The organism is Nitrosomonas sp. H1_AOB3 (genome assembly GCF_015709435.1).
In the GTDB taxonomy this organism is placed as follows: Bacteria; Pseudomonadota; Gammaproteobacteria; order Burkholderiales; family Nitrosomonadaceae; genus Nitrosomonas; species Nitrosomonas europaea.
The window spans coordinates 2,187,844-2,213,772 of record NZ_CP054389.1 but is presented as its reverse complement, the minus strand read 5'-3'; the positions used below and the strand labels follow the sequence as shown (position 1 = coordinate 2,213,772).

Annotated in this window: 21 protein-coding genes and 1 pseudogene; 4 read left to right on the top strand and 18 right to left on the bottom strand. The window is 49.0% G+C overall.

The features are described 5' to 3' along the window. Positions 1-3: 3 nt before the first annotated feature. From guaB to ilvD, 13 genes and pseudogenes are all read right to left on the bottom strand, one after another. Complete coding sequence (guaB, locus tag HRU73_RS10360; protein ID WP_276818698.1) at positions 4-1,467, bottom strand: IMP dehydrogenase; 1,464 nt, start codon at positions 1,465-1,467, stop codon at positions 4-6. A gap of 113 nt (positions 1,468-1,580) precedes the next feature. Next, a complete protein-coding gene (locus HRU73_RS10355) occupies positions 1,581-1,943 on the bottom strand; it encodes an exosortase system-associated protein, TIGR04073 family (protein ID WP_011110748.1) in 363 nt (120 codons plus the stop codon). A 45-nt stretch (positions 1,944-1,988) separates the two neighbouring features. Then, complete coding sequence (locus HRU73_RS10350) at positions 1,989-2,654, bottom strand: histidinol-phosphatase (RefSeq protein ID WP_287398641.1); 666 nt, start codon at positions 2,652-2,654, stop codon at positions 1,989-1,991. 133 nt (positions 2,655-2,787) lie between these two features. Then, positions 2,788-3,450, bottom strand: coding sequence for a DnaA regulatory inactivator Hda (hda, locus tag HRU73_RS10345; RefSeq protein WP_287398640.1), 663 nt, complete (start codon positions 3,448-3,450; stop codon positions 2,788-2,790). Between the two features lie 134 nt (positions 3,451-3,584). Next, positions 3,585-4,348: pseudogene (locus tag HRU73_RS10340) on the bottom strand (IS5 family transposase). Between the two features lie 75 nt (positions 4,349-4,423). Beyond that, positions 4,424-5,497, bottom strand: coding sequence for a GNAT family N-acetyltransferase (locus HRU73_RS10335; RefSeq protein WP_287398639.1), 1,074 nt, complete (start codon positions 5,495-5,497; stop codon positions 4,424-4,426). Positions 5,498-6,190: 693 nt separating this feature from the next. Then, a complete protein-coding gene (locus HRU73_RS10330; protein ID WP_287398638.1) occupies positions 6,191-7,231 on the bottom strand; it encodes a GNAT family N-acetyltransferase in 1,041 nt (346 codons plus the stop codon). Continuing rightward, complete coding sequence (locus HRU73_RS10325) at positions 7,228-8,424, bottom strand: DegT/DnrJ/EryC1/StrS family aminotransferase (protein ID WP_287398637.1); 1,197 nt, start codon at positions 8,422-8,424, stop codon at positions 7,228-7,230. The genes HRU73_RS10330 and HRU73_RS10325 overlap by 4 nt, the downstream gene beginning before the upstream one ends. Positions 8,425-9,104: 680 nt before the next feature. Next, the gene (locus HRU73_RS10320) at positions 9,105-10,406 is read right to left on the bottom strand and encodes an MFS transporter (protein WP_287398636.1); all 1,302 of its coding nucleotides are present in this window, start codon (positions 10,404-10,406) and stop codon (positions 9,105-9,107) included. 166 nt (positions 10,407-10,572) lie between these two features. Next, on the bottom strand, positions 10,573-11,541 hold the full coding sequence (locus HRU73_RS10315) for a 2-hydroxyacid dehydrogenase (protein WP_287398635.1): 969 nt from the start codon (positions 11,539-11,541) through the stop codon (positions 10,573-10,575). 215 nt (positions 11,542-11,756) lie between these two features. Then, positions 11,757-12,068 (bottom strand): c-type cytochrome, encoded by a 312-nt coding sequence (locus HRU73_RS10310; protein ID WP_041356284.1) that lies wholly within the window; start codon positions 12,066-12,068, stop codon positions 11,757-11,759. A gap of 23 nt (positions 12,069-12,091) precedes the next feature. Beyond that, entirely contained in the window at positions 12,092-14,161 is a 2,070-nt protein-coding gene (locus tag HRU73_RS10305; RefSeq protein WP_287398634.1) for a thioredoxin domain-containing protein, read from the bottom strand. Between the two features lie 21 nt (positions 14,162-14,182). After that, the gene (ilvD, locus tag HRU73_RS10300) at positions 14,183-15,856 is read right to left on the bottom strand and encodes a dihydroxy-acid dehydratase (protein ID WP_287398632.1); all 1,674 of its coding nucleotides are present in this window, start codon (positions 15,854-15,856) and stop codon (positions 14,183-14,185) included. A gap of 126 nt (positions 15,857-15,982) precedes the next feature. Here ilvD and lgt point away from each other — a divergent pair, with 126 nt between their 5' ends. The 4 genes from lgt to dapE are packed head-to-tail and all read left to right on the top strand — an operon-like array spanning position 15,983 to position 19,959. Continuing rightward, positions 15,983-16,819 carry a prolipoprotein diacylglyceryl transferase gene (gene lgt, locus HRU73_RS10295; RefSeq protein ID WP_011110757.1) on the top strand — a complete coding sequence of 279 codons (837 nt, stop codon included), beginning with the start codon at positions 15,983-15,985 and terminating at the stop codon, positions 16,817-16,819. A gap of 25 nt (positions 16,820-16,844) precedes the next feature. Then, positions 16,845-17,999, top strand: coding sequence for an MlaE family ABC transporter permease (locus tag HRU73_RS10290; RefSeq protein ID WP_050731292.1), 1,155 nt, complete (start codon positions 16,845-16,847; stop codon positions 17,997-17,999). Beyond that, on the top strand, positions 17,999-18,778 hold the full coding sequence (locus HRU73_RS10285; RefSeq protein WP_287398631.1) for an ABC transporter ATP-binding protein: 780 nt from the start codon (positions 17,999-18,001) through the stop codon (positions 18,776-18,778). Before HRU73_RS10290 ends, HRU73_RS10285 begins: the two co-directional genes overlap by 1 nt. 50 nt (positions 18,779-18,828) lie before the next feature. After that, complete coding sequence (gene dapE, locus HRU73_RS10280) at positions 18,829-19,959, top strand: succinyl-diaminopimelate desuccinylase (RefSeq protein WP_287398630.1); 1,131 nt, start codon at positions 18,829-18,831, stop codon at positions 19,957-19,959. Positions 19,960-19,997: 38 nt separating this feature from the next. Here the strand turns inward: dapE and HRU73_RS10275 are convergent, their stop codons facing one another. The 5 genes from HRU73_RS10275 to HRU73_RS10255 all read right to left on the bottom strand — a co-directional run bounded on the left by HRU73_RS10275 (position 19,998) and on the right by HRU73_RS10255 (position 25,834). Further along, the gene (locus HRU73_RS10275; protein ID WP_287398629.1) at positions 19,998-20,441 is read right to left on the bottom strand and encodes a hypothetical protein; all 444 of its coding nucleotides are present in this window, start codon (positions 20,439-20,441) and stop codon (positions 19,998-20,000) included. Between the two features lie 327 nt (positions 20,442-20,768). Next, positions 20,769-23,273, bottom strand: a complete 2,505-nt coding sequence (locus HRU73_RS10270) for a TonB-dependent receptor (protein ID WP_287398627.1) — start codon at positions 23,271-23,273, stop codon at positions 20,769-20,771. A 130-nt stretch (positions 23,274-23,403) separates the two neighbouring features. Then, a complete protein-coding gene (locus tag HRU73_RS10265) occupies positions 23,404-24,453 on the bottom strand; it encodes a FecR domain-containing protein (RefSeq protein ID WP_287398626.1) in 1,050 nt (349 codons plus the stop codon). Then, positions 24,454-24,963, bottom strand: a complete 510-nt coding sequence (locus tag HRU73_RS10260; protein WP_041356291.1) for a sigma-70 family RNA polymerase sigma factor — start codon at positions 24,961-24,963, stop codon at positions 24,454-24,456. Positions 24,964-25,513: 550 nt separating this feature from the next. Beyond that, the gene (locus HRU73_RS10255) at positions 25,514-25,834 is read right to left on the bottom strand and encodes a BON domain-containing protein (protein ID WP_287398625.1); all 321 of its coding nucleotides are present in this window, start codon (positions 25,832-25,834) and stop codon (positions 25,514-25,516) included. Positions 25,835-25,929 lie beyond the last annotated feature (95 nt).

Below are 25,929 nucleotides of genomic sequence, written 5' to 3'. Positions count from 1 at the left end.
AACTTATTCGACGTGATAGTTTGGAGCTTCTTTGGTGATCTGGACATCATGCACATGAGATTCACGGATTCCGGAGGATGTGATTTCGATGAATTCAGCTTTGGTATGCATGTCGCTGATGGTGCGGCATCCCAGATAACCCATGCTGGATCGGACACCTCCGGTCAGCTGGTGAATGACATTGGCGAGATAGCCTTTATAAGGGACGCGTCCTTCCACACCTTCCGGTACCAGTTTATCTGCCTCATGGCGTTCGGCTTCCTGGAAATAGCGGTCGCTCGATCCTTGTTGCATGGCGGATAAAGAGCCCATGCCCCGATAGCTTTTATAGGATCTTCCCTTGAGCAGCTCGATTTCACCTGGAGATTCTTCGGTTCCGGCGAGCAAGCCTCCCAGCATGACTGAACTTGCGCCTGCAGCCAGTGCCTTGGCAATATCACCGGAATAGCGGATACCCCCATCGGCGATGAGGGGTACACCTGTGCCCAGCAGCGCAGTAGCGACATTATCGATGGCTGAAATTTGTGGCACACCGACACCCGCGACGACGCGAGTGGTACAGATCGAGCCCGGGCCGATCCCGACTTTTACGGCATCTGCGCCGTGATCTACCAGTGCCTTTGCTGCCGCAGCAGTGGCTACATTGCCAGCGATTACCTGAATTTCAGGGAATTTTTTCTTGACCCAGCGCACACGATCCAGCACACCCTGTGAATGTCCATGTGCCGTATCCACGACGATTACATCTGCGCCGGCTTCCACCAGGGCAGCAGCGCGTTCATCGCTGCCTTCTCCCACGCCAATGGCAGCACCTACGTACAAACGTTCCTGATTATCCTTACTGGCATAGGGATGTTCGGTGGTTCGGGTGATGTCCTTGACAGTGATCATTCCGCGCAATTCGAAGTTTTCACTGACGATCAGCGCTTTTTCAAGCCTGTGTTTGTGCAGCAGGGCCAGTGCATCTTCTTTTGAAACGCCTTCCCGAACAGTAACCAGGTGTTTCTTCGGCGTCATGATATTTTTGACCGGTTGATCGAGGTTGGTTTCAAAACGCAGATCGCGGTTGGTAACGATGCCGACAACCTTTTTGCTTTTTACTACGGGCAGTCCGGATATGTTGTGCTGCCTGATCAGTTCCAGAACCTTGCGAACGGTCATGTCCGGAGAGACGATGATCGGATCGGTAACGACACCGCTTTCAAAGCGTTTTACCTGGGCAACTTGTGCGGCCTGAGCCTTGATAGGCATGTTTTTGTGGATGATGCCGATCCCGCCTTCCTGTGCAATGGCAATGGCAAGCCGCGCTTCGGTAACGGTATCCATTGCCGCGGAAACGATCGGTATCTTTATGCGGAGCGTGCGGGTCAGTTGTGTAGCCAGATCGACATCTTTGGGTAAGACCTCGGAATAAGCGGGAACCAGGAGAATATCGTCGAAGGTGAGTGCTTTTTGTATTAATCTCATGCGATCAATCCCTTACAAAACCCTATTATACCGAACCTTTTTGTATTTTCTGATTTGGCTTGGCACGTTTTGATGAAGCGCGTGGATAAAGACAGCTGCCAGATTCTGGATTATTAACGCATACGCCAGGTGGTGTAGGTTGTTTCCCGATCAAAATCATCCCAGATATAGGTTGGTTTGATGATAGGCGTGGTGGGTACTACAAAGGTAACGATATCAACTGCACCACTCAGTGTCCGGCCGACTGTATGGACGAGCCCGACGAAGAAACCTGCTGTCACGCCATAGATGGTTCCTTTTTTATGGCTGGTAATCATCATGTTCTTGGGAATTTCGGCAACGCCGGTAATGACATTAGCCACACCGGTAGCCAGTTTTTCTCCCGCTTTCTCGGGGTAGGTATCAGCCTGAGCATTGAAGGAAAGTGAGAGGCACAGAATTGCCGGTGCCAGAAGTGAGATGGAAGTACGTTTCATTGTGTTTTTCCTCGCTAGAAATTGTAAATCGCTTGGTTGAAAGGATTACTGGCGCAGACTGATAATGGGCCATCCACTTTTTTTCGCATATTCATGGAGTGTGGCATCAGGATCGACTGCAACAGGATGAGTTACTCTTTTGAGTAGCGGTAGATCATTGAGTGAATCACTATAAAACCAGCTCTGCAGGAAAGAAAGCCAAGTGAGATTGTGCGCATCCAGCCATTGCTCCAGCCGGGTTATTTTACCTGCCTGGAACGAGGGTATGCCGGTTACGCGGCCGGTAAATTCACCATTTTTCTGTTCCGGTTCAGTGGCAATCAGGTGATCGATACCCAGCATGCGGGCAATGGGTGCGGTTACAAAACTGTTGGTGGCAGTAATGATGATGCACAAATCTTTTTCGGCCTGATGTCTTGCAATCAACTCACGTGCGCCTGGAGCGATCAAGGGTGCGATTTTTCGTTCGATGAAATCGCTGCGCCATGTGTTTAACTGTTCACGAGGATGGCGGGATAGAGGTTTGAGCTGAAAATCCAGGAATTCGTGGATATCGAGTGTGCCCGCTTTATATTGTTCATAAAATTCGATGTTGCGGGCTTCATAGACTTCCCGATCCAGAACTTGTTGTTCAATGAGAAATTGGGCCCATTGAAAATCGCTGTCACCAGCCAGAAGCGTGTTATCCAGGTCAAATAATGCCAGTTTCATGATACTGAACTTTGATATTGGAAAATATGGATGCGATAAAGCCGGGTAAATTCAGACAAGAAGTACGTTTCAGGGTTGTTTCATGCCATTGTGATCTGCTGAAGTCGATAATCACCCGCAAGTTGGTACGTGATTATAGCAGCTCGCGCAACAAGGGAAGGGTGATGGGACGTTGCCTGGTCAGCGAAAGCTGATCCAGTGCGTGGACAAACCTGATGAGGGAAGATAAATTCCGCTGTTCATATTTCAGTAAATAATGGCAAATTTCCAGCGGCAGCTCAAACCCGCAACGGATTGCGTAATCTTGCATGACCTCGATTTTTTTTTCATCCGTCAATTCATGCACCTGGTATACCAGCCCCCAACCCAGGCGGGTAGTCAGATCCTGGCGTAAATCCAGTTGGGCAGGTGGTTTGGTGCCACTGGCCAGAAATATGCCATGTTTGCTGTCACGCAAGTGATTGTAAAGATTGAACAACCTGATCTGGGCCGCATCATCCAATCGTTCGACATTATCAATCACTATACAGTCTGTACCGGGATTGAAGTTTGGCTCATCCTGATTGCAGTCGATGTAGCGTGAGTTGCATTGCTGTTCTGAAAAAGCATCCGCCACTGCCTGCAACAAATGGCTTTTACCACTACCCGTTTTCCCCCACAGATAATAAAAACGATCCTGCTGATTGCCCGCAACCAGATTTCTCAATGTATAAAGTACCTCTTCATTCCCTGAGGGAATAAAGTTATCCAGCGATGGCGGGCCAATTTCAGTGATATCGAGAAGCTGTTGTCTCATCAATGGACTCTGGAGTTTTTCTCTACAGGGGCGTTAAAAAGACTAATGTGTAGATGATTGAGTAAAAAGGTTTCTGTGTTTATGGTATGTACTTATGAGGATAGACAAATAAAAAGAATACTTATATAGTGTAGTCACAAGATATCAGCCCAGAGGGCGATACATCTAATTTGCACGACAGCAAGGAAAGAAGAGGTGTTTTTGGCGTATCTTGTAGCGATGCCACGCCATCTTTTGAGATGAAGAAAAGCATTTTCGACGAGATGCCTCAGCTTATACAGTTATTTATCGTAAGGTCTTTGTATTTTTCGATTCTTTTTTGGCGGGATAACAGCTTCCATTCCCTGTTTTTCCGCCTGTTCAACAATGGCATTACTGTCATAGCCACGATCTGCCAGCAGATGATCTGCATCAATCCCTTCGATCAGGCGGCCAGCCTGCGTGCAATCAGCAGTGGTACCTTGTGTAACAAGGATTCTGACCGGCATACCATGCGCATCCACGGCCAGATGTATCTTGGTGTTGAGCCCCCTTTTGTCCGATTCATATCCTGATTACCTCCTCTGGCTCCACTGGCGTGTGGATGAACTTTACAGTGACTGGCATCCATTATCAGCCATTCATAATCTGGATCATCAATCAGGATTTCCAGCAATTTTTCCCAGATACCTTTGTCACGCCAGCGAATGAAACGGCGATGAGTATTGCTCCAACCCCCGTAGTCCGGCGGTAAATCCCTCCATGGGGCTCCTGTCCGTATAATCCAGAAAACAGCATTGATAAACTGACGATTATCTGTGGCTACCCCTCCCCATGCCCCTTCTCGGCCTGGTAAATGCCCCTCAAGTAGCGACCATATCCTATCTGAAATATCATGCCTGCGATGTGAATGTGTCATGCGAGTCCCTTTAATTTCTTAAAAGGATCTCATATTTCTTATCTCATGACTACACTATCTAGTAGTTAGAAGGAGTTATTTCAAAGATTTTAAGATTTTTTTTCTGATTTTTCCCGCAATATGCTTAGATATACCAATTAGCCCCCAAAAAGATCTGAGGTTATAGGCAACTAATCCAAGACGCTCACGCCGGTGGCTCATCCAATCTTTCTTGTAAGCATCATCTCCGGTGAGATAGTCAACTTCATGTACCTTGTCCACGTCAATTGCATGTTGCATCAGGTGTGCAGTCAGAATTGTCCCCGGTGACAAATGAGCAAATTTTTCGTCATACGCCAATTTATAAATTGCTGCTCGACCTTGATTTACTATCCAGAGCTGCGCCGCAATTGGTTCTTCGTCATAGTATGCGATTCCCAGTCTTAGCCAGCCTTTGGCTGCACAGAGACTGATTAAAGAAGGCATGAATTCGGGGTAGGGTTCCGGTATTTTCCAGCTTGCACTGTAATTTTTTTTCCAGACGTCGATCGCGGTGAAAAGCTTGTCGTGAGTTGTGATGATTTCTAATTTTCCTCGCCCCCCAGCCAGAAATTTTTTCTTGCGCCGCTCCAGTGTGTTTCTTACCCGGGAGGAAAGCCCCTGTAAGTAATCCGAAAAGGAGCGATTGTTTACAGGCAAATACCAATTACCCCAACAAAAGAATCGATCGGTTTTAAAACCGATTTTCTTTAAAGCTTGCTCGTGAAGATCAAAACCTGAATGGGATGGATCCATAATGTCAAAGCGCAGTACATCAGCTTGAGTATCCGATAAAATTTTTCTTAAGCAACCAGTTAAACTTTCAATTGTCAGGTTGGAAGAAATTAAGGGTTGGTAAAGCGAAGAATAAAAACAGGTAAAACTATTGATTTGCCTGGGACTGAATTTTCCATTTTTTTGTAATAACACTGGCCAGATACCTTGTATAACGCCCATTGTTTCAGAGGTGAAAATATAAATTTCTTTTGTTTGACGAATAACTGTAGTCTCTAACAGAAGAAACCAGTCTTTGGATAAATCAAAGCTGCTTTTTTCATTTGAATCGAAAAGCTTTTGGCAGCTGGCAGGTAAGTCATTAATACTTCCATATTTCCTAATTTGCTGTTCCATGGGGTAATCGATTCAGGAATGATTTTTTGATTTATGTTTCTTGGTAGCTATAGCAGGGCATAAAAAAGCTGCCGCTGGTGTAACAGAAAATGGAGGTTATAGATACTATAGAAAACGGCATAAACTACATTATCCTAAATAACCTTCCAATCGATCTTGAAAATGGTTTTAGTCCCGCAGCTTCCGTCTTTTGTATCTGCGTTTATGGCAGTGTATGCCCGTTATATGGGTTATGTTGCCCAATATAAAGTTCTCTTTGAGGGTGACAATAATTAGTATTTTCACGCCAGTCATATGGTGATAGCAGTCACTAATCAGAAATCTAAGATCGTGTTATCGACAAAGGTTATCGTGTAGTGTCAGGATTGACGGTGTGATGATCTGGTATCATAGCCAGAAGCGCGGCATTTCTATTGATTAGAAAACTATTCATCAGTGCAGTATCATTGAGCCAGCAATCGGTCATATAAAACGAAGGTAAGGTTTCTGCGATACTGGTTCAAGGACATGCTGAGACGCTCTCAATACTGTCATCTATCTGTTTTTTTTGCGTCCCGATGCGATGGGACGGCAATTCAGAGAACTTACGAGTCCGGCTATCCTTGGGAACCCACATGCACCATTCCATCATAGGTTATTTATAGACTAAAGATATTACTGGCATGGATAATCAGTAAATTTAGTATATTAGGCCTATTTGCCTGTATATTTTTGTAATTGGAATCTGATTGTGTGGTAAAGATCGTAGGCTCGTGCGTATAAAGCTGTCCGAAATATCATGACGTGACTAATATGTCTTTGCCCGGTTGCCCAGGCAAGCTGATCTTGTGTCGCGTTTGTATAAAACTCTACAGAGTTGTGTTGGTTTTCTCGAAATATATACTGAAGGGTATCCCTCAAATGCAAACGGCCTGGCGCAAACCTTGCCAGATTTTCATCATAAGTGGTTTTAAGCATAATTTTAATACTATTATTAAATATTATCAGTCTTGAGGCAATCAGCTTCTGATCTACTCGATATTCAGATATTTCAGCTTGTCCGGTGGCCGCAAAGGTTGTCATTACTTCTGAATAGAAGTTACTTTGCTTATTTTTAATATTAACAGCTGTCCCCGTATATCCTTTCCATCCATTTGATTCCAGTTCGCCATAGTGAACTACAGCATCGTGCATTAAATGTGGATCAACTAGAATCTGTAAAACTGGTAATCCGAGTTCATTTTCTATACGCCGTTGATAGCGGCGCATATTTTGAACTATTCCTTTTGAACGTGTTTCCCAGTAACGTTCAAATGAGTTCTTTAAATTAATATTTATAGTTAAGGCATGAGGAACAATACGAAGGCAAAAATCTTTATTGAAAGGAAAAGATGGACAAAATTCAGGATCCATATTTAATAATTCAATAAGCCAGGCAAATGGAGATAAACTGGAAAAGAGTCCGCGTAAAATATCTGCATTCTCTACGAGTATCGGTATGGCAGGTGCTTGAGAAGGGATAAATTGTGTCCATATTCCTCGTCCCCGATAACGGAGAATAAGCAAACCATCTATGTTCCCAACAGAACGATGGATACATAGATGTTCTGTCCCATTGCCAAAATGTTTGAGTAAAGCATTGACAAACCTACTGTCCGAAAATGGATGACTATTATATAGACGAGCGTTTAAATCATCCCATATTCCACTCCAACTCCCTAACTGATTCGTAAGTGGAAGTATTTCCCAGTTCATTGATTTAACTCCATTGCAAGCTGGCGAATGGTATCAACCATCCATTCAATATCCTCTGGAAGTAAATCCTGATGACAGGGCAGCTGCAACAATCTGGAACGATAGCTGCTTGATACCGGACAATCTGACAGCGCCATATCTTCCCACCGTAATATGGGAATACCTGCCAATCTCAACATATGAAAAATTATTCCTTGGGAATCTGCAAGAACAGGAAAAGCATATGGCACAACACCTTCCGGTAAATGAGAAAATAGTGGGTGGATTTCCTGAATAGACTGTATACCGAACAGCCATTGCTGATAATTTTTCCGTCTCTGATAGATAATACGAGCATGATCCGAGAATTTTGTCAGATAGAACGACGATCGCAGGCCGGATATCTGAATTTTATCAGGCAAAATGTTTTGTAATCCAGGATGACTCTCCAGACTCAAATTATTTTTATTTTTATCAGAGATCTTGTGTGCTTCTGCTAATAGTGAGGCTGCATTTACCGATAGCGGGGTCATATATTCAAATATTCTTTCCGCTTTTTTTTGAAGTAATACAAAAAAAGATTTTGCCTCCCTTAACCACGATTGATGGCAAATCTGGGAACTCTTTCCTTTATTATTATCGAGCAAGAAAGCGCCATCCTTTGCAGGAAGAAATTTCCATACACTGGCAATTGCGTAATTGCCCGAAGTTCCAAGAGGTTGGCCCAAATACTGGCTATAGATAGCATGAGCACAATCTTCTATAAGAGTAATATTACGAAGCTTGCAAAATAGCTTGGTTTCTGTAACTGCATTAGGAAAACCAAAGTAATGTGTAAGGATCATAACTGCAGGACGTCTATCCTTATTTTCAAGTATGGAGGAAAGTCTGGAAAAATCCGGACGTAAATCATCAAGCACCTGATAAAAATAGATATCTGCACCTAAAAATAAAGCAGGTTCAACCATACTACGGCAGTGGAATGAAGGTAGCAGAACTATACTTCCTTTTTTAACATTGGCGCGCTGCATTGCTTCTATTAGTGCATAGCGTCCTTGTATAAAAAATTCACCATTTGAAATAAAAGCAGAATAATTATGAGTGGATGCTCTGTATTTCAAATATTTAAAAGATAGTGAAGCTGATGTGGCTACTCTAACCTTTGGATAGTCAGAGCTGCGAGCAAGAAAAGGTTGGAAAGTAACAGACATCATTTTTTATACAGTCGATCTTAAATAATTTATTTTCGCCAAATAATTCGTTTGTTAGTCAAATTTGGCTTTTGTTTTGGGTCTTGGAAAGCTAAAGCGGGTTTGGTCGTAAAAGTCTGAGTAACTTAAGATACAGACTATCACGGCGATAGTTGAATAGAAGTTCAATTTCCTTGAGGTATAAAAAATTCCTGGCCTACCATTAAATTTGCCAAGTGGTATTTCAAGAAATTCCAGAAAGACTCGATACTGCTATATGCAGTTCTCATTAACAAATTCATTTTTCCATGATGTACCCGAGTGCTTGTCAAATCAATGTTGATCAATCCATTGTAACTATCTAGCCATTGAAGTGGTTTATTGTATGAGGATAGCCCCTGGTAATAAGCTTGCAGTATGATTTTTGAGCATAAACCTTACCATGTTCTTTCAAAAGGCCAAACATGATATTTTTGCCGTAAGTACCACCCCCTCATGCGATGTGCTCCAGAGTATGTTTATCAATTTTTACCGCATTTGCAGAGATTAGTTACAAATCTAGACCGAAGCTCCAGTCAATTCAGCGATGGTAATAGCCATAAAATCCAGTGCAAGACAGTGTATAAATTGCCTGAATCTGGTTTTACTGGTTTTAGAATATTTATTACTTGTTTTTACTAACTATCTCAAAAGACTATCACATCTTAATCAGTGTCTTTTCGCTTCTTATATTCACTCATATTATCCGGCATCAACTTTCCTACCAGCTTCAGCCCCGCCAGACTGAATATCCCTGCCATTGTCAGGTACAGGCCAACGAGTGATGTACCACCGGCATCAGTCAGTGCTTGTGCGATGATCGGAGCGAGTGCTCCGCCCAGAATGCCTCCTGCATTAAACGCAACGGATACACCTGTGTAGCGTATTCGTGGGGGGAAAAGCGATGGCAGCCATACACCAAGAGGGCCGTATACAAAGCCCATGATGAACAGCGCAAGCGAGAGCATTCCCCAGACCAGCCATAGCGATCCTGCTCCCAGAGCTGGGCCAAATATCAACCCCAGACCAATCGTTGCAGCGCAGCCCCAGCTCAGTACCTGATTGGCACTGACCTTGTCGGCACGTATTCCTGCAATGATGATCCCGGCAGCGAGAAATGCTATGGCAGCGAGCTGGGTGATGAGAAACTGTTTGCGATCGTATCCCAGTGTGGTGGTGCCATGGGCGAGTGCAAACGCGGTTGAAAGGTAAAAAATGGCGAAGCAGGCTACCACCGTAAAAGTTCCGGCAAATGTGATGAGTGCGTGCTTGCGTATCAATTCCCAGAAGGGGACCGAAACAGGAGGATTTTGTGCCAGTGCCTGGGTAAATTCCGGTGTTTCATTGATCTTCAGGCGTACCCACAGGCCAAGTACAATCAGGATACTGCTGGCGAGGAAGGGGATTCTCCATCCCCATGCTGCAAAATCTGCGTCACTCAACTGCAGGCCGATCAGCAGAAACAGCCCGTTTGCTGCAAGGAATCCAATCGGAGCGCCCAACTGAGGCACCATTCCGAACCGGCCACGCCATCCCGGAGGAGCATTTTCAACAGCCAGCAACGCTGCGCCTCCCCATTCGCCGCCCAGACCCAGTCCCTGGCCAAAACGCAGAATGCACAATAACAGCGGGGCTATCCAGCCAGCTGTCGAATAGGTGGGCAGGAACGCAATCAGCAGGGTCGATATCCCCATCAGCAATAATGAGGCAACCAACGTCGATTTTCTGCCGATTCGGTCTCCGAAGTGACCAAACAAAACTGCACCGCAAGGACGCGCAATGAAGGCGAGGCTGAAGCTCAGGAATGACAGCATCAATTGTGCAGATGGAGATTCTGCAGGAAAGAACAACGGCCCGAATACCAGTGCTGCCGCGGTGGCGTAGATATAAAAATCATAAAATTCGATGGTGGTTCCAACCAGACTGGCCACAAGGATACGGCGGTGCTGGCGAAAAGGACTGACCATAATCAGTTTTCCTTCAAGGCTTTCGGATGACCAGGCTGATCCTGGACTTACGGAACGCGAAAGTAATGAGGATCAGGAGGTTTGTCAAATTGAATACAGAAACAGCCTGGAACAGAAAGGAGTTCCAGAGCCCGGCAGATTCTCTTTCTGGAGAAATAACGGGTTATCAGGCCAATGCATCTTTGATCTGATTGAAAGGCTTGTTGTGCAGGAAATTGCGTATGTTATCTGCCAGCAGATTGAGCATGCGTTGTCGGGATTCCACACTGGCCCAGGCAGAGTGGGGTGTGATGATGAGATTCGGATGAGGGTAATCCAGCAGTGGATTACCACTGACTGGCGGTTCTTCTTTCAGGACATCGATGGCTGCACCGGCAATATGTTTTGAGTAAAGGCTTTTCAGCAGATCGGTTTCATCGATCAGGCCACTGCGGGCGGTATTGATCAGGTATGCCGAAGGCTTCATCAGGTTCAGCTCCCGGCTGCTGATCAGGTGGCGGGTATCTTCCGACAAAGGGCAGTGCAGGGTAATGAAATCCGCCTGACGGATGACCTCATCGAATGCTGTTCGTCCAGGCCGGATGGTTGAAGCGGATTTGTGTTCGGCAATCAGCAATTTCATCCCGAATACTTGGGCAATGTTTGCCACCGCATTGCCCAGTTCTCCGTATCCGACAATACCGAGTGTTTTGCCGGCCAGTTCTGTGACTCCGAAATCAAGCGGACAGAAATAGGAACTCGCCTGCCAGCCACCTCGTTTTATCAGTTGCTGATACTCCACGAAACGGCAGGCAAAGTTCAGCATGAACATGAAAACATGCTGAGCGACGGAGCCGGTGGCATAGTTGCGCACATTGCATACCGGAATGTTGCGCTCGGCAGCCGCGATCAGATCGACGTTGTTATAACCGGTTGCCGCCACACATATCAGTTTCAGCTTGTTTGCAGCATCCAGGGCTGAACGGTCCAGCAGCGTTTTATTGCTGACAACGATTTCTGCTTCCCTGATTCGTTCTGCTACCTGCTCCCGGGAAGTGTTGTCATGATAAACCCAGGGGGATACGACTTGCTCCAGTACCGTTCTATCGATATCACCGCGGGTAACAGAACCGAAATCGAGAAAAACCGTAAGCATGATTGTCTGATAGATGGAATTGGAAAGGGTATTCCAAAAGAATGTAGTGAAAGCGCAAGGTATTGTCAAACGGGCCGACTGGCACGGCTTGGAATGTATTTCGTGAGTATCTGCAAACGGACAGGCATCACAGAGGTATCACAGAAGGATGTTGCAGAAACAAAAAAGCCGATACAGTTTCCGGTATCGGCCCGCATTCAAACTTAAACGTCAGGTCATTTGAGCGTCAGGATCCAGTCTGCCAGTGCTTTGGCATCTGCATCGCTCACGTTGACGTTTGGCGGCATTGGAATCTGTCCCCATACACCGCTGCTGCCGCCTTTGATTTTACCTGCCAGATATGTGGCTGCATCGTCTTTATCAGCATATTTGGCTGCGATGTCTTTAAGTGCAGGGCCAACGACTTTTGTTTCGACCTGATGGCAGGCGATACAGTTGTTCTTTTTGGCCAAATCAGCATCTGCCTGAGCATAACCGGCTACTAATAATGCTGAAGCAGCAAATGTACCTAACCAAGCTGTTTTCATCATATTTTTCCTTTTATGAATGATTAAGGGAGTGCCATTCTACCGTGAAGCTTACACATTTGCAGTAGTTCATTCAGCGAGTGGATCTCCGGAAGACAACGCCTGCCCTCACACACCCGGGCACTGATTTTTCCATCTGGGGTAGAGCGCATTTTAAGACTGTCGGGTAATTCGGAAAGTTCCAGAGGCAAGGCGATCACTATTTTGTCAAGCGAATAAGGAAGCAGTGCTTTCAGCCAAATTTGCAGTTCTGGCCGGTTACCATGAAGAATTACTGTTTTTGTCGGCTCGAGGAATTCCTCCAGCGTGATCAGCAGACTGCAATGCGAGCTGGCATGCAGTGACAATCCGCTGGAAAAAACATTCAGCGTGCGTTCGGCTGCTTCAAGATAACGCTGTTCATTCAACAGATGGCCCAGTCGTTGCAAAGTAGTGGCGGCAATGCCATTTCCGGCTGGAATTGCGCCATCATGGCCCGTTTTGGGTCGATGGATGAGTGTTTCGTGGTCATGGCTGGTAAAAAAGAATCCGCCGGATGTTTTGTCCTCAAACCGGGTAAGCAGTACATCGGCCAGGGTAATGGCAAAATCGAGATCCGTCTGCCGGAAATCGGCCTGCAGCAGTGTCAGCAGGCTGTCCAGCAGGAATGCATGATCGTCGAGATAAGCATTCAGATGTGCTTTATCGTCTTTGAAAGTTGCCAGCAGGCGGTCATCCTGCCACAGTCTGCTACGGATGAAATCCAGCGCCCGCACGGCTGAACTAATCCATTCCTCGCGCTCGAAAATCTGTCCTGCGCGTGTCATGCCCTTGATCATCAGCGCATTCCAGCTCGTCAGGATTTTTTCGTCACGCCCCGGGCGAATACGCTGTTCGCGTTCGTTCAGCAATTTTCTGCGGGCACTGTCGATGAGTTGCTGTGCAGCTTCCTGGCTGATTTGATGGCGTGCTGCAACTGTCTCGATCGATTCCGTGACTGCAAGATGCCAGTGGTGATTCTCGAAGTTGGGTGAGCGGTCGAGGCCATAATAAGCCGCTGTCACCCGATATTCTTCCGGTGTCAGAATTGCCGAAACCGCCTGACGATCCCAGACGTAGAATTTTCCTTCTTCGTGCTCAGAGTCAGCATCGAGCGAGGAAAAATAGCCACCTTCCCCGTCTATCCCGGATTGCATTTCCCGTATGACCCAGGCAGCCGTTTCCTCGACTACCTGTTTGAACAGTGGATTGCCGGTCACAAGCCAGGTTTCCGCGTAGAGGGGCAGCATCAGTGCGTTGTCGTACAGCATTTTCTCGAAATGCGGAATCTGCCAGGAATGATCGGTGCTGTAACGGCAGAATCCTCCCCCCAGTTGGTCGTACAAGCCGCCTTGTGCCATTTTTTCCAGCGTGTGGGTCACGACATGCAGTGCCCGCGTGTCATTGTCGGTGACATAACGCCGCAGGCAAAATTGTAACTCTGCCGGATGGAGAAATTTGGGTGCATCTCCGAAACCGCCGTCGGTTTCATCGAACAGGCGATTCAATTGCTCCCAGGCACGGTCGATTGGTTGCCGGGAAAGTGCGGAAGCACGGGTATCCGGTGCCGGGAGCGATTGAGCCAGCAATTTCAGCAATACCGCATTCTGCTTCTCGATATCGGTTTTACGCGTGCGATAGAGCTCGGCTACTTTTGGCAGCAGTTCCAGAAACCCTGGCATACCGTAGCGCGCCTCTTTCGGAAAGTAAGTCCCGCCAAAAAAAGGTTTTTGCTCGGGCGTCAGGAACATGGTCAGCGGCCATCCTCCTGAACGATGGTTCAATGTGTAATGCGCGCTCTGATAAATCTGGTCGATATCAGGGCGTTCTTCACGGTCGACCTTGATGTTGACGAAATGTTCGTTCATGGCCGTGGCGACCTGAGCATCCTCGAATGATTCATGTGCCATCACATGGCACCAGTGACACGCGGAATAGCCAATGGAGAGCAGTATCGGCTTATCCAGCATCCGTGCAATTTCCAATGCCTCTTCTCCCCACGGGTACCAGTCCACGGGGTTTTCCGCATGTTGCAGCAGATAGGGGCTGGTTTCTCCGGCAAGATGATTAGGCATTGGATTTTTGCTGAAAATAGATTAATCGGTGACTGCACCACGGCTGGCAGTGGATACCAGTCTGGCGTATTTCGCCAGTACGCCGCGTGTGTAGCGTGGTGCAGGTGGATGCCAGGCTGCCCGGCGGCGTTCCAGCTCGGCTTCAGGAACATTCAGTTGCAGCAGGCGACGGTGTGCATCGATCGTAATCGAATCTCCCTCTTGTACCAGGGCGATCGTTCCGCCGGCGAATGCTTCCGGTGCCACATGGCCCACCACCATTCCGTAGGTACCACCGGAGAAACGCCCATCGGTAATCAACCCGACCGAATCACCCAGCCCTTCACCGATCAGTGCTGAAGTGGGAGAAAGCATTTCGCGCATGCCGGGTCCGCCCTGTGGGCCTTCGTAGCGGATGACCACCACATCACCTGGCTGGATTTTGCGTTCAAGAATGGCAGCCATGCAGGTTTCTTCGGAATCGAACACTCTGGCGGGGCCGGTGATGCTGGGATTTTTGATGCCGGAAATCTTGGCAACCGCACCTTCTGGTGAAAGATTACCTTTCAGGATCGCCAGGTGCCCCTGTTCATATACCGGATTGTCCCAGGGTTGGATCACATCCTGATCGGCACGTGGCTGTTCGGGAATGTTTTTCAGCACTTCCGCGATGGTTTGTCCGCTGATGGTCAGACAGTCGCCGTGCAGCAGGTCGTGTACCAGCAACATTTTCATCACTTGCGGAATACCGCCCGCTTTGTGCAGATCCGTGGCTACATAGCGTCCGGAAGGTTTCAGATCGCACAGTACCGGTACGCGTGCACGAATGGCTTCGAAATCATCGATGCTGAATTCCACTTCGGCTGCATGGGCGATGGCCAGCAGGTGCAGCACGGCATTGGTCGAACCTCCCACCGCCATGACGACAGATACCGCATTTTCGATGGATTTGCGGGTGATCAGGCTGCGCGGCAGAATCTGCTTTTTGACCGCGTCCACCAGTACTTCGGCGGAGCGTATGGCGCTGATCCGTTTTTCCTCATCTTCCGCAGCCATGGTGGAAGAGTAAGGCAGGCTCATTCCCATTGCCTCGATGGCAGATGACATGGTGTTGGCTGTGTACATACCACCGCACGAACCGGCGCCGGGACAGGCATGGCGTTCGACTTCCAGCAGCTCATGATCGTCTATTTTGTGCGCGGTATGCTGTCCGACGGCTTCGAAAGCGCTTACGATGGTCAGATCACGGCCCTGGTAATGGCCAGGTTTGATGGTACCGCCATAGACGAAGATGGACGGTACGTTCAGTCTGGCCAGCGCGATCATGGCGCCTGGCATGTTTTTATCGCAACCACCGATGGCGATGACGCCATCCATACTTTCCGCCTGTACGCAGGTTTCGATCGAATCGGCGATCACTTCGCGCGAAACCAGAGAATACTTCATGCCTTCGGTACCCATGGAGATCCCGTCGGATACGGTGATGGTGCCAAACATCTGCGGCATGGCACCGGCGGTTTTCAGCGCATGTTCGGCGCATTTGGCAAGGGTATCCAGCCCCATGTTGCAGGGTGTGATGGTGGAAAAACCGTTGGCAACCCCGACGATAGGTTTATCGAAGTCTCCGTCACCGAAACCGACTGCGCGTAACATGGCGCGGTTGGGGGTGCGTTGTGCACCTTGGGTAATGGTCTGGCTGCGTCGATTATCTGGCATATTGTTTCCTCATGGACAGGTGAATGAATTACGGGCCCGATAAGGGGATGATCGCGGGTGATGTCTGCTGCGATCAGTGGGCATTGCCGTATAATGAATATTTTACCGTAAGTCAGGCTGCTGCCCATGCTCGTTCACCCACAATTCGATCCGGTTGCAATTTCCATCGGTCCGCTTGCTGTTCGCTGGTACGGATTGATGTACCTGCTCGGATTTTCACTGTTCATTCTATTGGGGCGTTATCGCATCCGACAACAGCCCAATGGCGTGTTTACCCGGGAAATGCTGGATGATGCATTGTTCTACGGAGTGCTGGGTGTGATTCTGGGTGGGCGTCTGGGTCATGTCCTGTTTTATGAACCGGGTTACTATCTGCAGCATCCGCTGGAGATATTGGCCATCTGGCAAGGTGGCATGTCCTTCCACGGCGGGTTTCTCGGTGTTGCCATCGCCATGCTGTGTCTGGCGCGCAAGTACCAGCTTTCATGGCTGGCCGTCACGGATTTCATCGCACCGTTGGTGCCGCTTGGATTGGGAGCGGGACGTATCGGAAATTTCATCAATGGTGAATTGTGGGGGCGCCCCACCGATGTGCCGTGGGGGATGATTTTTCCGTATGCGGATAATTTGCCGCGCCATCCCTCACAACTTTACGAGTTCGCATTGGAAGGACTGGTGCTTTTCGCGCTGATCTGGCTTTATTCTGCCAAGCCAAGGCCGCTGGGTGCCGTTACCGGAATGTTCATGATCGGCTATGGTGCATTCCGCTCGTTCTGTGAGTTTTTCCGTGAGCCGGATGACGGTTTTCTCGGCATCATGACGCTGGGTATCAGTATGGGGCAGTGGTTGTCCCTGCCGATGATTGCAGCCGGTATCGCGCTTTTATACTGGGCATACCGATATGACGGCAAACCGGAAAAAGCGGCCCGGAAACTGCCGCGCGAGCGTAAAAATCGGGATTGACCGGCAAATCGATCGGGATATGGCCATGCCCTCTGATTTGGCGGCCGGGAATAATTCCCGGTATCGGCTTGTTACCACGGCAGCAGGTGATACCCTTCTACAGCTTACTGGCAGCTTTACGCTCACCTCACTTGATCGATCATTTCCCACAGTAACAAAAGAACTGGCAAAACTGGCCAGCCAATCTGACGCCAGTAGCCTGCACTGGGATCTGACTGATGTCAGCCAACTGGATTATGCGGGAGCAGTCATGTTGTGGCGGATATGGGGTGAACAACGGCCTGCACATCTGCTGTTGCGACCCGAGCAGGAGAGAATGTTTTTGCGGCTGGAAAAGTCGGTATCGTTACCCGAGCAGCCACGACGCATATTGTTTTTGCCCATCTCTATGTTGGGAAAACAGTTGCTCCGCTTTCTCGACCATTTGACCGGCATGATCACCCTGTCCGGGCAGATCGTGCTGGATCTTTTTTTTCTGATGACCCATCCAGGCAGAATTCCGGCGCGGGAAATTTCTGCAAACCTGTATCGTACCGGTGCGCAGGCCCTTGGTATTACTGCTGTCGTGGGATTTCTGATCGGTATCGTCCTAAGCTATCTTACTTCAGAGCAGCTGCATATGTTCGGGGCGGATATCTACATCGTCAATATTCTCGGGATGAGCATCATCCGGGAACTGGGCCCGATGCTCGCCGCCATACTGGTTGCCGGTCGTTCCGGTTCTGCCATGACAGCACAATTGGGTGTCATGCGTGTTACTGAGGAACTGGATGCGCTGACGGTGATGGGCATTCCCCACAGCATGAGGCTGGTGCTGCCCAAAATCATCGGACTGGGCATTGCCTTGCCGCTGATCGTACTCTGGACCAGTGCAATCGCGTTGCTGGGCGGGCTGGTGGCGGCAGAACTACAGATCGGGTTGAGTATTCACTATGCGCTGACTGCTTTGCCTGATACCGTGCCGATTGCCAATTTATGGCTCGGTCTGGGTAAAGGGATGGTTTGCGGTATGACGATTGCCCTGATCGCCTGTCATTTCGGGTTGCGCATCAAACCCAATACCGAAAGCCTGGGAGAAGGTACTACCAATTCCGTGGTGACTTCGATAACCGCCGTCATTCTGATCGACGCTATCTTTGCCGTGGCGTTTTCCAATATCGGTATCAGGATAGCGAGCTGATGGCAACCATCGATCCGGTTATCGAGATCACCGGGCTGACTACCCGCTTTGGCAGCCACATCATCCATGAAAATATCGATCTGACGGTATACAAGGGAGAAATTCTGGCGCTGGTCGGCGGCTCCGGCAGCGGCAAAACCACTTTGTTGCGCCAGATGCTCGGGCTGGTCACGCCTGCACAGGGCAGTGTCAGGATATTAGGGGCGAGACGATATGATTGCGGCCGTGAGGAACAGAGAAAACTGCGTACTCGTTCCGGTGTGCTGTTTCAGCAGGGTGCACTGTTCAGCGCGTTGACGGTTTTCGAAAACGTGGCGTTGCCATTGCGGGAAATGCGTACGTTGTGTGAGGGCACGATACGCGAACTGGTCATGCTGAAACTCGGTATGGTCGGTGTCGAGGTACAACATGCCCGGAAAATGCCGGCGGAGCTATCGGGCGGGATGGTCAAGCGGGTTGCGCTGGCACGTGCCCTGGCGCTGGATCCGGAGCTGCTGTTTCTGGATGAACCCACCGCCGGACTCGATCCTGCACTGAGCGAGGGTTTTGTCGACCTGGTACGCTCATTGCGTGAGGAGCTGGCGCTGACGGTCATCATGGTTACGCATGATCTGGATACCCTGGTTGCGATTTCCGATCGCGTGGCTGTACTGGCCGACCGGCGTATCGTTGCACTGGGGCCGATACCGGAAATCATCACCATCGATCATCCGTTCATCACGGCCTTTTTTGGAGGGATGCGCGGCCGTAATGCATTGCGTGCTCTGCAGCAACACTGATTTATTTGTCGCCCTGCTATTTCATTCGAATTTCAAACCAAGGAAACACAATGTCCAACAGTACCCTGACACTTGCCCAGATGTTGATTGCACGTCGTTCGTTGACACCTGACGATGATGGTTGCCAGAAAATGATCATGCATCGGCTGGCAGGGCTTGGGTTCAAAAGCGAATCCATGGACTACGGTGAAGTGGAAAATCTGTGGACGAGAAAAGGTTCCGACGCACCGCTGGTATGTTTTGCCGGGCATACTGATGTCGTGCCGACCGGGCCGGTTGCACAATGGGATAGCGATCCTTTTACGCCGGTGGTTCGGGATGGCTTTCTCTACGGGCGCGGTGCGGCGGACATGAAAACCTCCTTGGCGGCCTTCGTTACTGCGATCGAGGAGTTTATTGAGCTGCATCCTGACCACAAAGGCTCGATTGCGCTGCTGATCACCTCGGATGAAGAAGGGCCGGCAGTGGATGGTACGGTAAAAGTCGTGGAAGCACTGCAGACGCGCGGGGAAATGATCGATTATTGTATCGTGGGCGAGCCCACCTGCACCAACCAGTTGGGCGATACCATCAAAAACGGCCGACGCGGTAGTCTGTCAGGTAATCTGACTATCAGAGGCATCCAGGGGCATATTGCGTATCCCCATCTGGCCAGAAATCCTATCCATACGGCCGCACCGGCCATTGCCGAGCTTGCGCAAACCGTGTGGGACAATGGTAACGAGTATTTCCCCGCCACCACCTGGCACATTTCCAACATTCATGGCGGTACCGGCGCAACCAACGTCATTCCCGGCGAAATCAACCTGCTGTTCAATTTCCGTTTCTCCACCGCCAGCACGGTCGATTCACTCAAAGCACGGGTACATGAAATTCTCGATCGGCACGGACTGGATTATGAACTGATCTGGGAACTCTCCGGTAAACCTTACCTTACCCCGAGAGGAACCCTGGCCGACGCAGTCAGTGCGGCCATTCGCGAGGTAACGGGTATCGAGCCGGAACTTTCCACCACCGGTGGCACTTCCGATGGCCGTTTCATCGCTGATATATGTCAGCAGGTGGTGGAATTCGGGCCGCGCAACGCAACCATCCACAAAATCAATGAATCTGTGGAAGTTGCGGATATCGAACGCCTGGCCCGAATTTACCGTTTGACGCTGGAAAACCTGCTGCTTTGATAAGAGATGTGTTGATTGCCTGAAGTGAAGACAGAAAATCAGGATTTATTTGTATTTTTTCCACGCAGCAGCTCAACCAGTTTTTCGCTCAGTTGAAACCTGGCGGTATTTTTCCCGGTTTCGCCGGTCTGGCTGATCAATCCGTAAGAAGTCAGCGAATCCAGCAACGGCAGCAGATCACTGTGATCCTCCAGGAAATAGGCGATACAGGGACCTCTGCGATGGAACCCCCAGCGCTCCCACCCCCAGCCTTTTTTCAGCACATAAAATTCCCGGTGAAATTTGAAATCGGGATTTTCCACATCCTGCTTCATTTCGTTGAGCAGGCGTTCATGTGTCTGCCACAACTGATCGAACAAATTGATAGTGCCTGCATCGACCGTTTTTTGTGTCTTGTTTTCACTCGGCTTTATGAAATAACTGGCGAGATAAATCGTAAGCGCACCCGCCAGAAATCCTGCCACCAAACTCAAAATATCCATTTCTCCTCCATCAATGTAATTTTGATCAGTTATTTTCAGGCTGAGCAGTATAACAAGTAAAGCGGGTGTATCTGGAGCTGTTACAGGCTTTTACATGGTGAGGAACCTCTGTTTGAAGCCGGACGCAAGGTCAGTGTGATCAATCCATTGGTGATCAAACGCTATGCACAAATGAAATTGCGGCGTGTTCTCTCTCTAGAGATACAAGGATGCGATAAGGTACGAACCGCATCGCTCGGATTATTCTCCAGCCATTGCTGGAAATGATTCGATCGCATTACCCCGAATTGATGGTTCCCACGCTCCGCGTGGGAACCATCAATTGTGTTAAAAATCAACAGTTGCTGAAACCAAGAAAACCCGGGGATCACTCAAGGTAAGTTGACCGAAAGCATTCGCATCCCAGTAGTTTTTACCGAGTACATTATTAATATTTGCACGCAGGGTGATGAGTTTGCCATTGGATCGTTCAAACATATATCGGGCGCCCATATCCAATCGTGTCCAGTCAGGGATTTTTTGAGTGTTGCCCGCATTGAGATACATGGGGCCATTGTGAGTGACTCGACCGAACAAGGTAAATCCTGTGAAGAAAGGTGTATCCCATTCCACACCGAGCACTAGCCGCCATTTGGGAACGGCAGGTCCTCGATTGCCATCGTTGATGCCATTCTGTGTTCTAGTCAATTCAGAATCGATATAGGCCGCACCCCCTAGCAGGCGTACACCTCTGATTACTTCACCAAAGACGTTGAAATCCACCCCGCGGTGACGTTGTTCACCATGGACGCCAAAGACATTAGTGGCAGGGTCGATAATGCCGCTAGGCTGGGCAACCTGATAAAGTGCCAAAGTAGTGGCAATGCGACCGAAGTCTATCTTGGTACCAACTTCGTATTGCTGGGTTACGAAGGGTGCGAAAACTTCCCCGGCATTGACCGCTGTCAACGGTGCGGTAGGACCTTGTTGCAAGCCTTGTATATAGTTCGCATATAGTGACACCTGCTGCCAGGGTTTGACCACCAGACCAACCATTGGCGTTATCTTGTCTTCTTTATAACTGGAAGTGATAGCACCGGTATTCCTGTTAAAGCCAGTGGAGTCAATTTTCTGCAAGCGTGCACCCAGGGTCAGCTGTACTCGTTCATCGAGGATCGATAGCGTATCAGCCAGCGCTATACTGGATAGCGTCAAATCCTGCATTTTCCGAGCATTGTCTGGGCCCGGTTGTAAAGATGAATCTGGTTTGGGCCCGAATGTTGGATGGTAGATGTTCGATGTCGGATAAGCTAAGGGCGCGGGCACACTAATTCGTCTCCATTCTCTGTCGAGAGTCGTATAAACTAGAGTCGTTTGATATTTCACCACACCCGTCGTGAAGTGCCCTTGCAGCCCAGTTTCCAGCGTCCATGCATACATCTTGTCAGCTGATAGGCCAACGCCACTGGAACCGGCCATCAGATTCCCTGGCGCATCGATAATGGTTCGATTGGTCAAGATATAGCGCGTGCTGCGCTCGCTGCCGCCCACAGCAACAAATCCAGTTAAATAGCTGGTCAAATCATATTCTCCACGAAACGTACCGTAAAGCACCTCGGGATTGCTGAAATCATAAGGGCCATCGTAATTGTTACGAGTACCAGGTGCTTTGGGAATTGGCACGCCCGCAGCAACTGTCGTGTAGTCGCGGATGCCTTGCAAATTCTGATACTGATAGCCAAAGTCTGTAGATAAACGCAGGCGCTTACCCCGATAATCAAGACCAATTGCTGCTAAGGCAGATTCCCGTGATTGATAATTGATAGGAGTATTACCATTTCGATATACGCCATTGAGGCGCACACCGAATTGTTTGTCTGAGCCATAGCGTCGGCCGATATCGACATGCCCGCCGAACTGGGAATCGGAAATATAGCTAGCAGTGAACTGGATTAGCGGCTGGTTGCCCGCCCGCTTGGGGATCATATTGATTACGCCGCCCACGCTACCATTCGGAGTGACACCATTAAGCAGAGCATTCGGACCCTTAAGTATTTCGACACGTTCGATGGATTCAGCCATCATGGAATTGAAAAAGGAGGGAGTGACACCTGCCATGCCATTGAACAGTAGATCCGTATTCCCGACATAAAAGCCGCGGATGCTGAAATCATCCGCCCCTGTGGACGTGGATCCATTTGCATGAGCGGTTGGATCATTATTCAGGATATCAGCGACATGATGCACCTGCTGATTCTGTATTAATTCCGCCGTGTAGCTCGTTTGATTGAATGGTGTGTCCATGATGTCTCGATTGCCTAAAATTCCGAGTCGCCCCCCTCTTGCCACCTGTCCCCCCACATAGGGTTGGGGCAGACCTCCCGTCTGTCCGCTATCGGCAGCCACCGTGATCTCCGGTAGTATTGTTGCGTTTCCTTCTGCTGCACTTGCTTTCGACAGTTTATGCAAGCTGTATTTTCCATTGGTATCTCGTACTGCATACAGGTTACTTCCGGCCAGTAATCGATCCAGCCCTTCCTGGAGTGTATAGCTGCCCTGTAATCCCGTACTTTGCAGGCCAGCAGTCGTATCCGGCGAGAAGGTAAGCAGGATGCCCGCTTCACGGCCAAAATGGTTAAGCACTGTTTCCAGCGAACTGGCAGCGATGTGATAGGTTTTGCGGGAAGGGGTAACAGCGGGAACGTTCCGGGCGGGTGTTTCGGCAGCCTGAACGCTATCAGGCGGCAGAAGGATCGTAAGGGTGGTCAATGTATGGCAGATAATACTTGCCCATACAATGCCCGGGAAATGCTTTTCACAGAAAACATAGAAATGATTATGCGGATGATTCATGTTCCGATTCCTGTCGGGTTAAATGAAGCGAGTTAAAAAAGAGGTACTCGTTTCCTATGTCCCGCGAGAATCGAAAAAAGACCACTTAACAGAAAAATTTTTTCAGGCAGATGGAGGTATCTGAGGTAACTTACGATGCAGGCCTTACTGTTACCCAATAGCGCGTGAAATATTGAATTTTTACGGGCAGGGTGGTTTGCAGCGCATCCAGAATATCCTCCGGGTCGGTGAGGGGATAGGTGCCGGAAACGCGCAGATCGGCTACGGCCGGATCCCAGTTGAGTTTGCCGGGACGATGGCGATCCAGTTCAGCCAGAAAATCGGCCAGCCGCATACTGCTGGCGATGATCATGCCATGACTCCACGCGGTGCTCGTATCATCGGCCGGGCGTATTTCATGAATGCCCTGATTGCTGAAATCGACTTGCTCGCCAGCCTGCACGACATGCCGGTAGTTGATATCCTGGCGCAGCCGGATTTCGACTGCTCCCTCAAATACGCTCAGGCGATTCGATGTTGTCTGCTGATGAATGGTGAAGCGAGTGCCAAGCGGACGCAGCTCGCTTTGAGCGGTTTCAACGATGAAAGGACGCGCAATTGATGCACTGTCCTGATTTGTGGTAACCAGAATTTCACCACGTACCAATTGCAGTCGGCGTTCATTTGCCGTGAACCGGATATTGATGGCGGTATCGGTATTGAGAACGACGCGGCTGCCATCAGCAAGTGTGATGTTGCGCCGTTGACCGATATGAGTGCGTTCATCGGCTGTCCATGCCCGCCAGGGAATTTTTTCATTAGCCCACCAGCCGGTACTACCAGCGAACAATATGACGACCAGTGTCTTGATGATCTGGCGACGCTTAAGGGAACGACGTGGCGTCAAAACAGCTTTGGCAACAGCTGAACCAAGCGGTGAAGTCAGCCCGTTGAAGCGGGTATTGACTGTCTCGATATGTTGCCAGGCAAGTTTGTGATCGGGATGTGCCGCCAGCCATCGCTGAAATGCTTCATGGGTGGCTTCGTCGTGATCAGTCGCTTGTAGTTCGACTAACCATTCCACTGCGCACTGGGCAATCTGCGGTGAAATATCAGCTACATTCCGAGTGACGGCTGGCTGAATACCGGGAGCCTCTGCCTTGTTTTCAGAATGGTGATCAGCCTCGTTATCGAGATGCATTCAATCGATTACCAGTGCAAAGTAGCATTGTGCACCGGCTTTGATCAGATAGCGTTTAACGGTCGTAATCGAAATATTCAATTCAGCCGCAATCTCGGCATGACTCATGCCATCCAACTGAGCATATAAAAAAGCACGTTTGACCGGTAGTGGTAAACGATTCAGCAGATGATCGATTTCCAGGAGTGTTTCCAGCAGAATGGCGCATTCTTCGGCTGAAAGAACTGAAGCCTCGGGATGCTGTACAAGCATCTCAAAATAGGCTTGCTCGATCTGCTTACGTCGCCAGTGATTCGCCAGAACCCGTTGTGCGACCGTAGTCAGAAAAGCGCGTGGTTCCTGAATGAGAATTGGCTCTTCCCGTGTGAGCAGGCGCATAAAGGTATCGTGCGCGAGATCAGCCGCCTGATGAGAACACCCGAGTTTTTTGCGTAACCAACCATGGAGCCAGCCGTGATGGTCCTGATACAGCTCGGTAATCGAGTCAGAATGGATGGGATTAACGCTCAAAGCAGGCTCCAGCAAGTATTTCATTGATCATCAAAGTAAACCCATCGATATGACGAAAGGCTATACTCCAAGCATCACGGGTATCCAGAGTATCCATCAGAGAATCTGTACAAAGATTCGATAATGATTCTCATTATATATGGTCGGATAGTAGTTTCAATGTAATCTTGCTGGTTTGGGAAACCCGTACTTGTCTACAACATAGCAGTCATCCCGGTTCTGGTTCGTAGCCCTAAGGAACCTCTGAAAAACTACCTGCGTTGCCATTTCTGCGTTAAAAATCGGCTTAAAATGCTCATTTATTACGTATAAACTCCGCTTCTTCGCAGATTTTTGCCTTGAACTGACTGCCTCGTCGACGTTTTTCAGAGATTCCCTAAAGACCAAAATATCGGGCAAGAAGCCAAGATCATCATAAGCGCTGCAAGCGAAAAATCCATGAACCGGCCCTTTGCCAGCAGTAACGCCGCGAGCACGCTACACAGCAAAACAGCAATGACCATGTTGTGCGGAGCTACTACTCCGCGATTTTGTCAAGCGCTGGCACTCGTCAAGGCTTCACTACCAGGTTGTTATGTACTCTGGTGACACCCTTGACAGTACGTGCCAGCTCGCCTGCACGGTTTTTTTCTGCTTGTGATTTGGTAAATCCGGACAGTTGCACTTCACCACCTTCTATGGTTTTGACGTTGATATTGGCTGCTGAAGTGCCGGGATCATTCGCCAACTTGGCTTTAACCTCTGTCGTGATAATCGAGCCATCTACATATTCACCCACGGACTCCTGGTGCCGTGCGACTGAACAGCTGGAAACCATTACCATGGAAGCGCTGGCGATGACCACGATTGCAATTACACGAGATATCATCATGATATTTCTCCTTTATAAAAGTGTATGGTTTGAGTCAGGTAGTTTATGCAACATACATTTAGAAAAATATCGCACTTTTCAATGATAGTCACCTG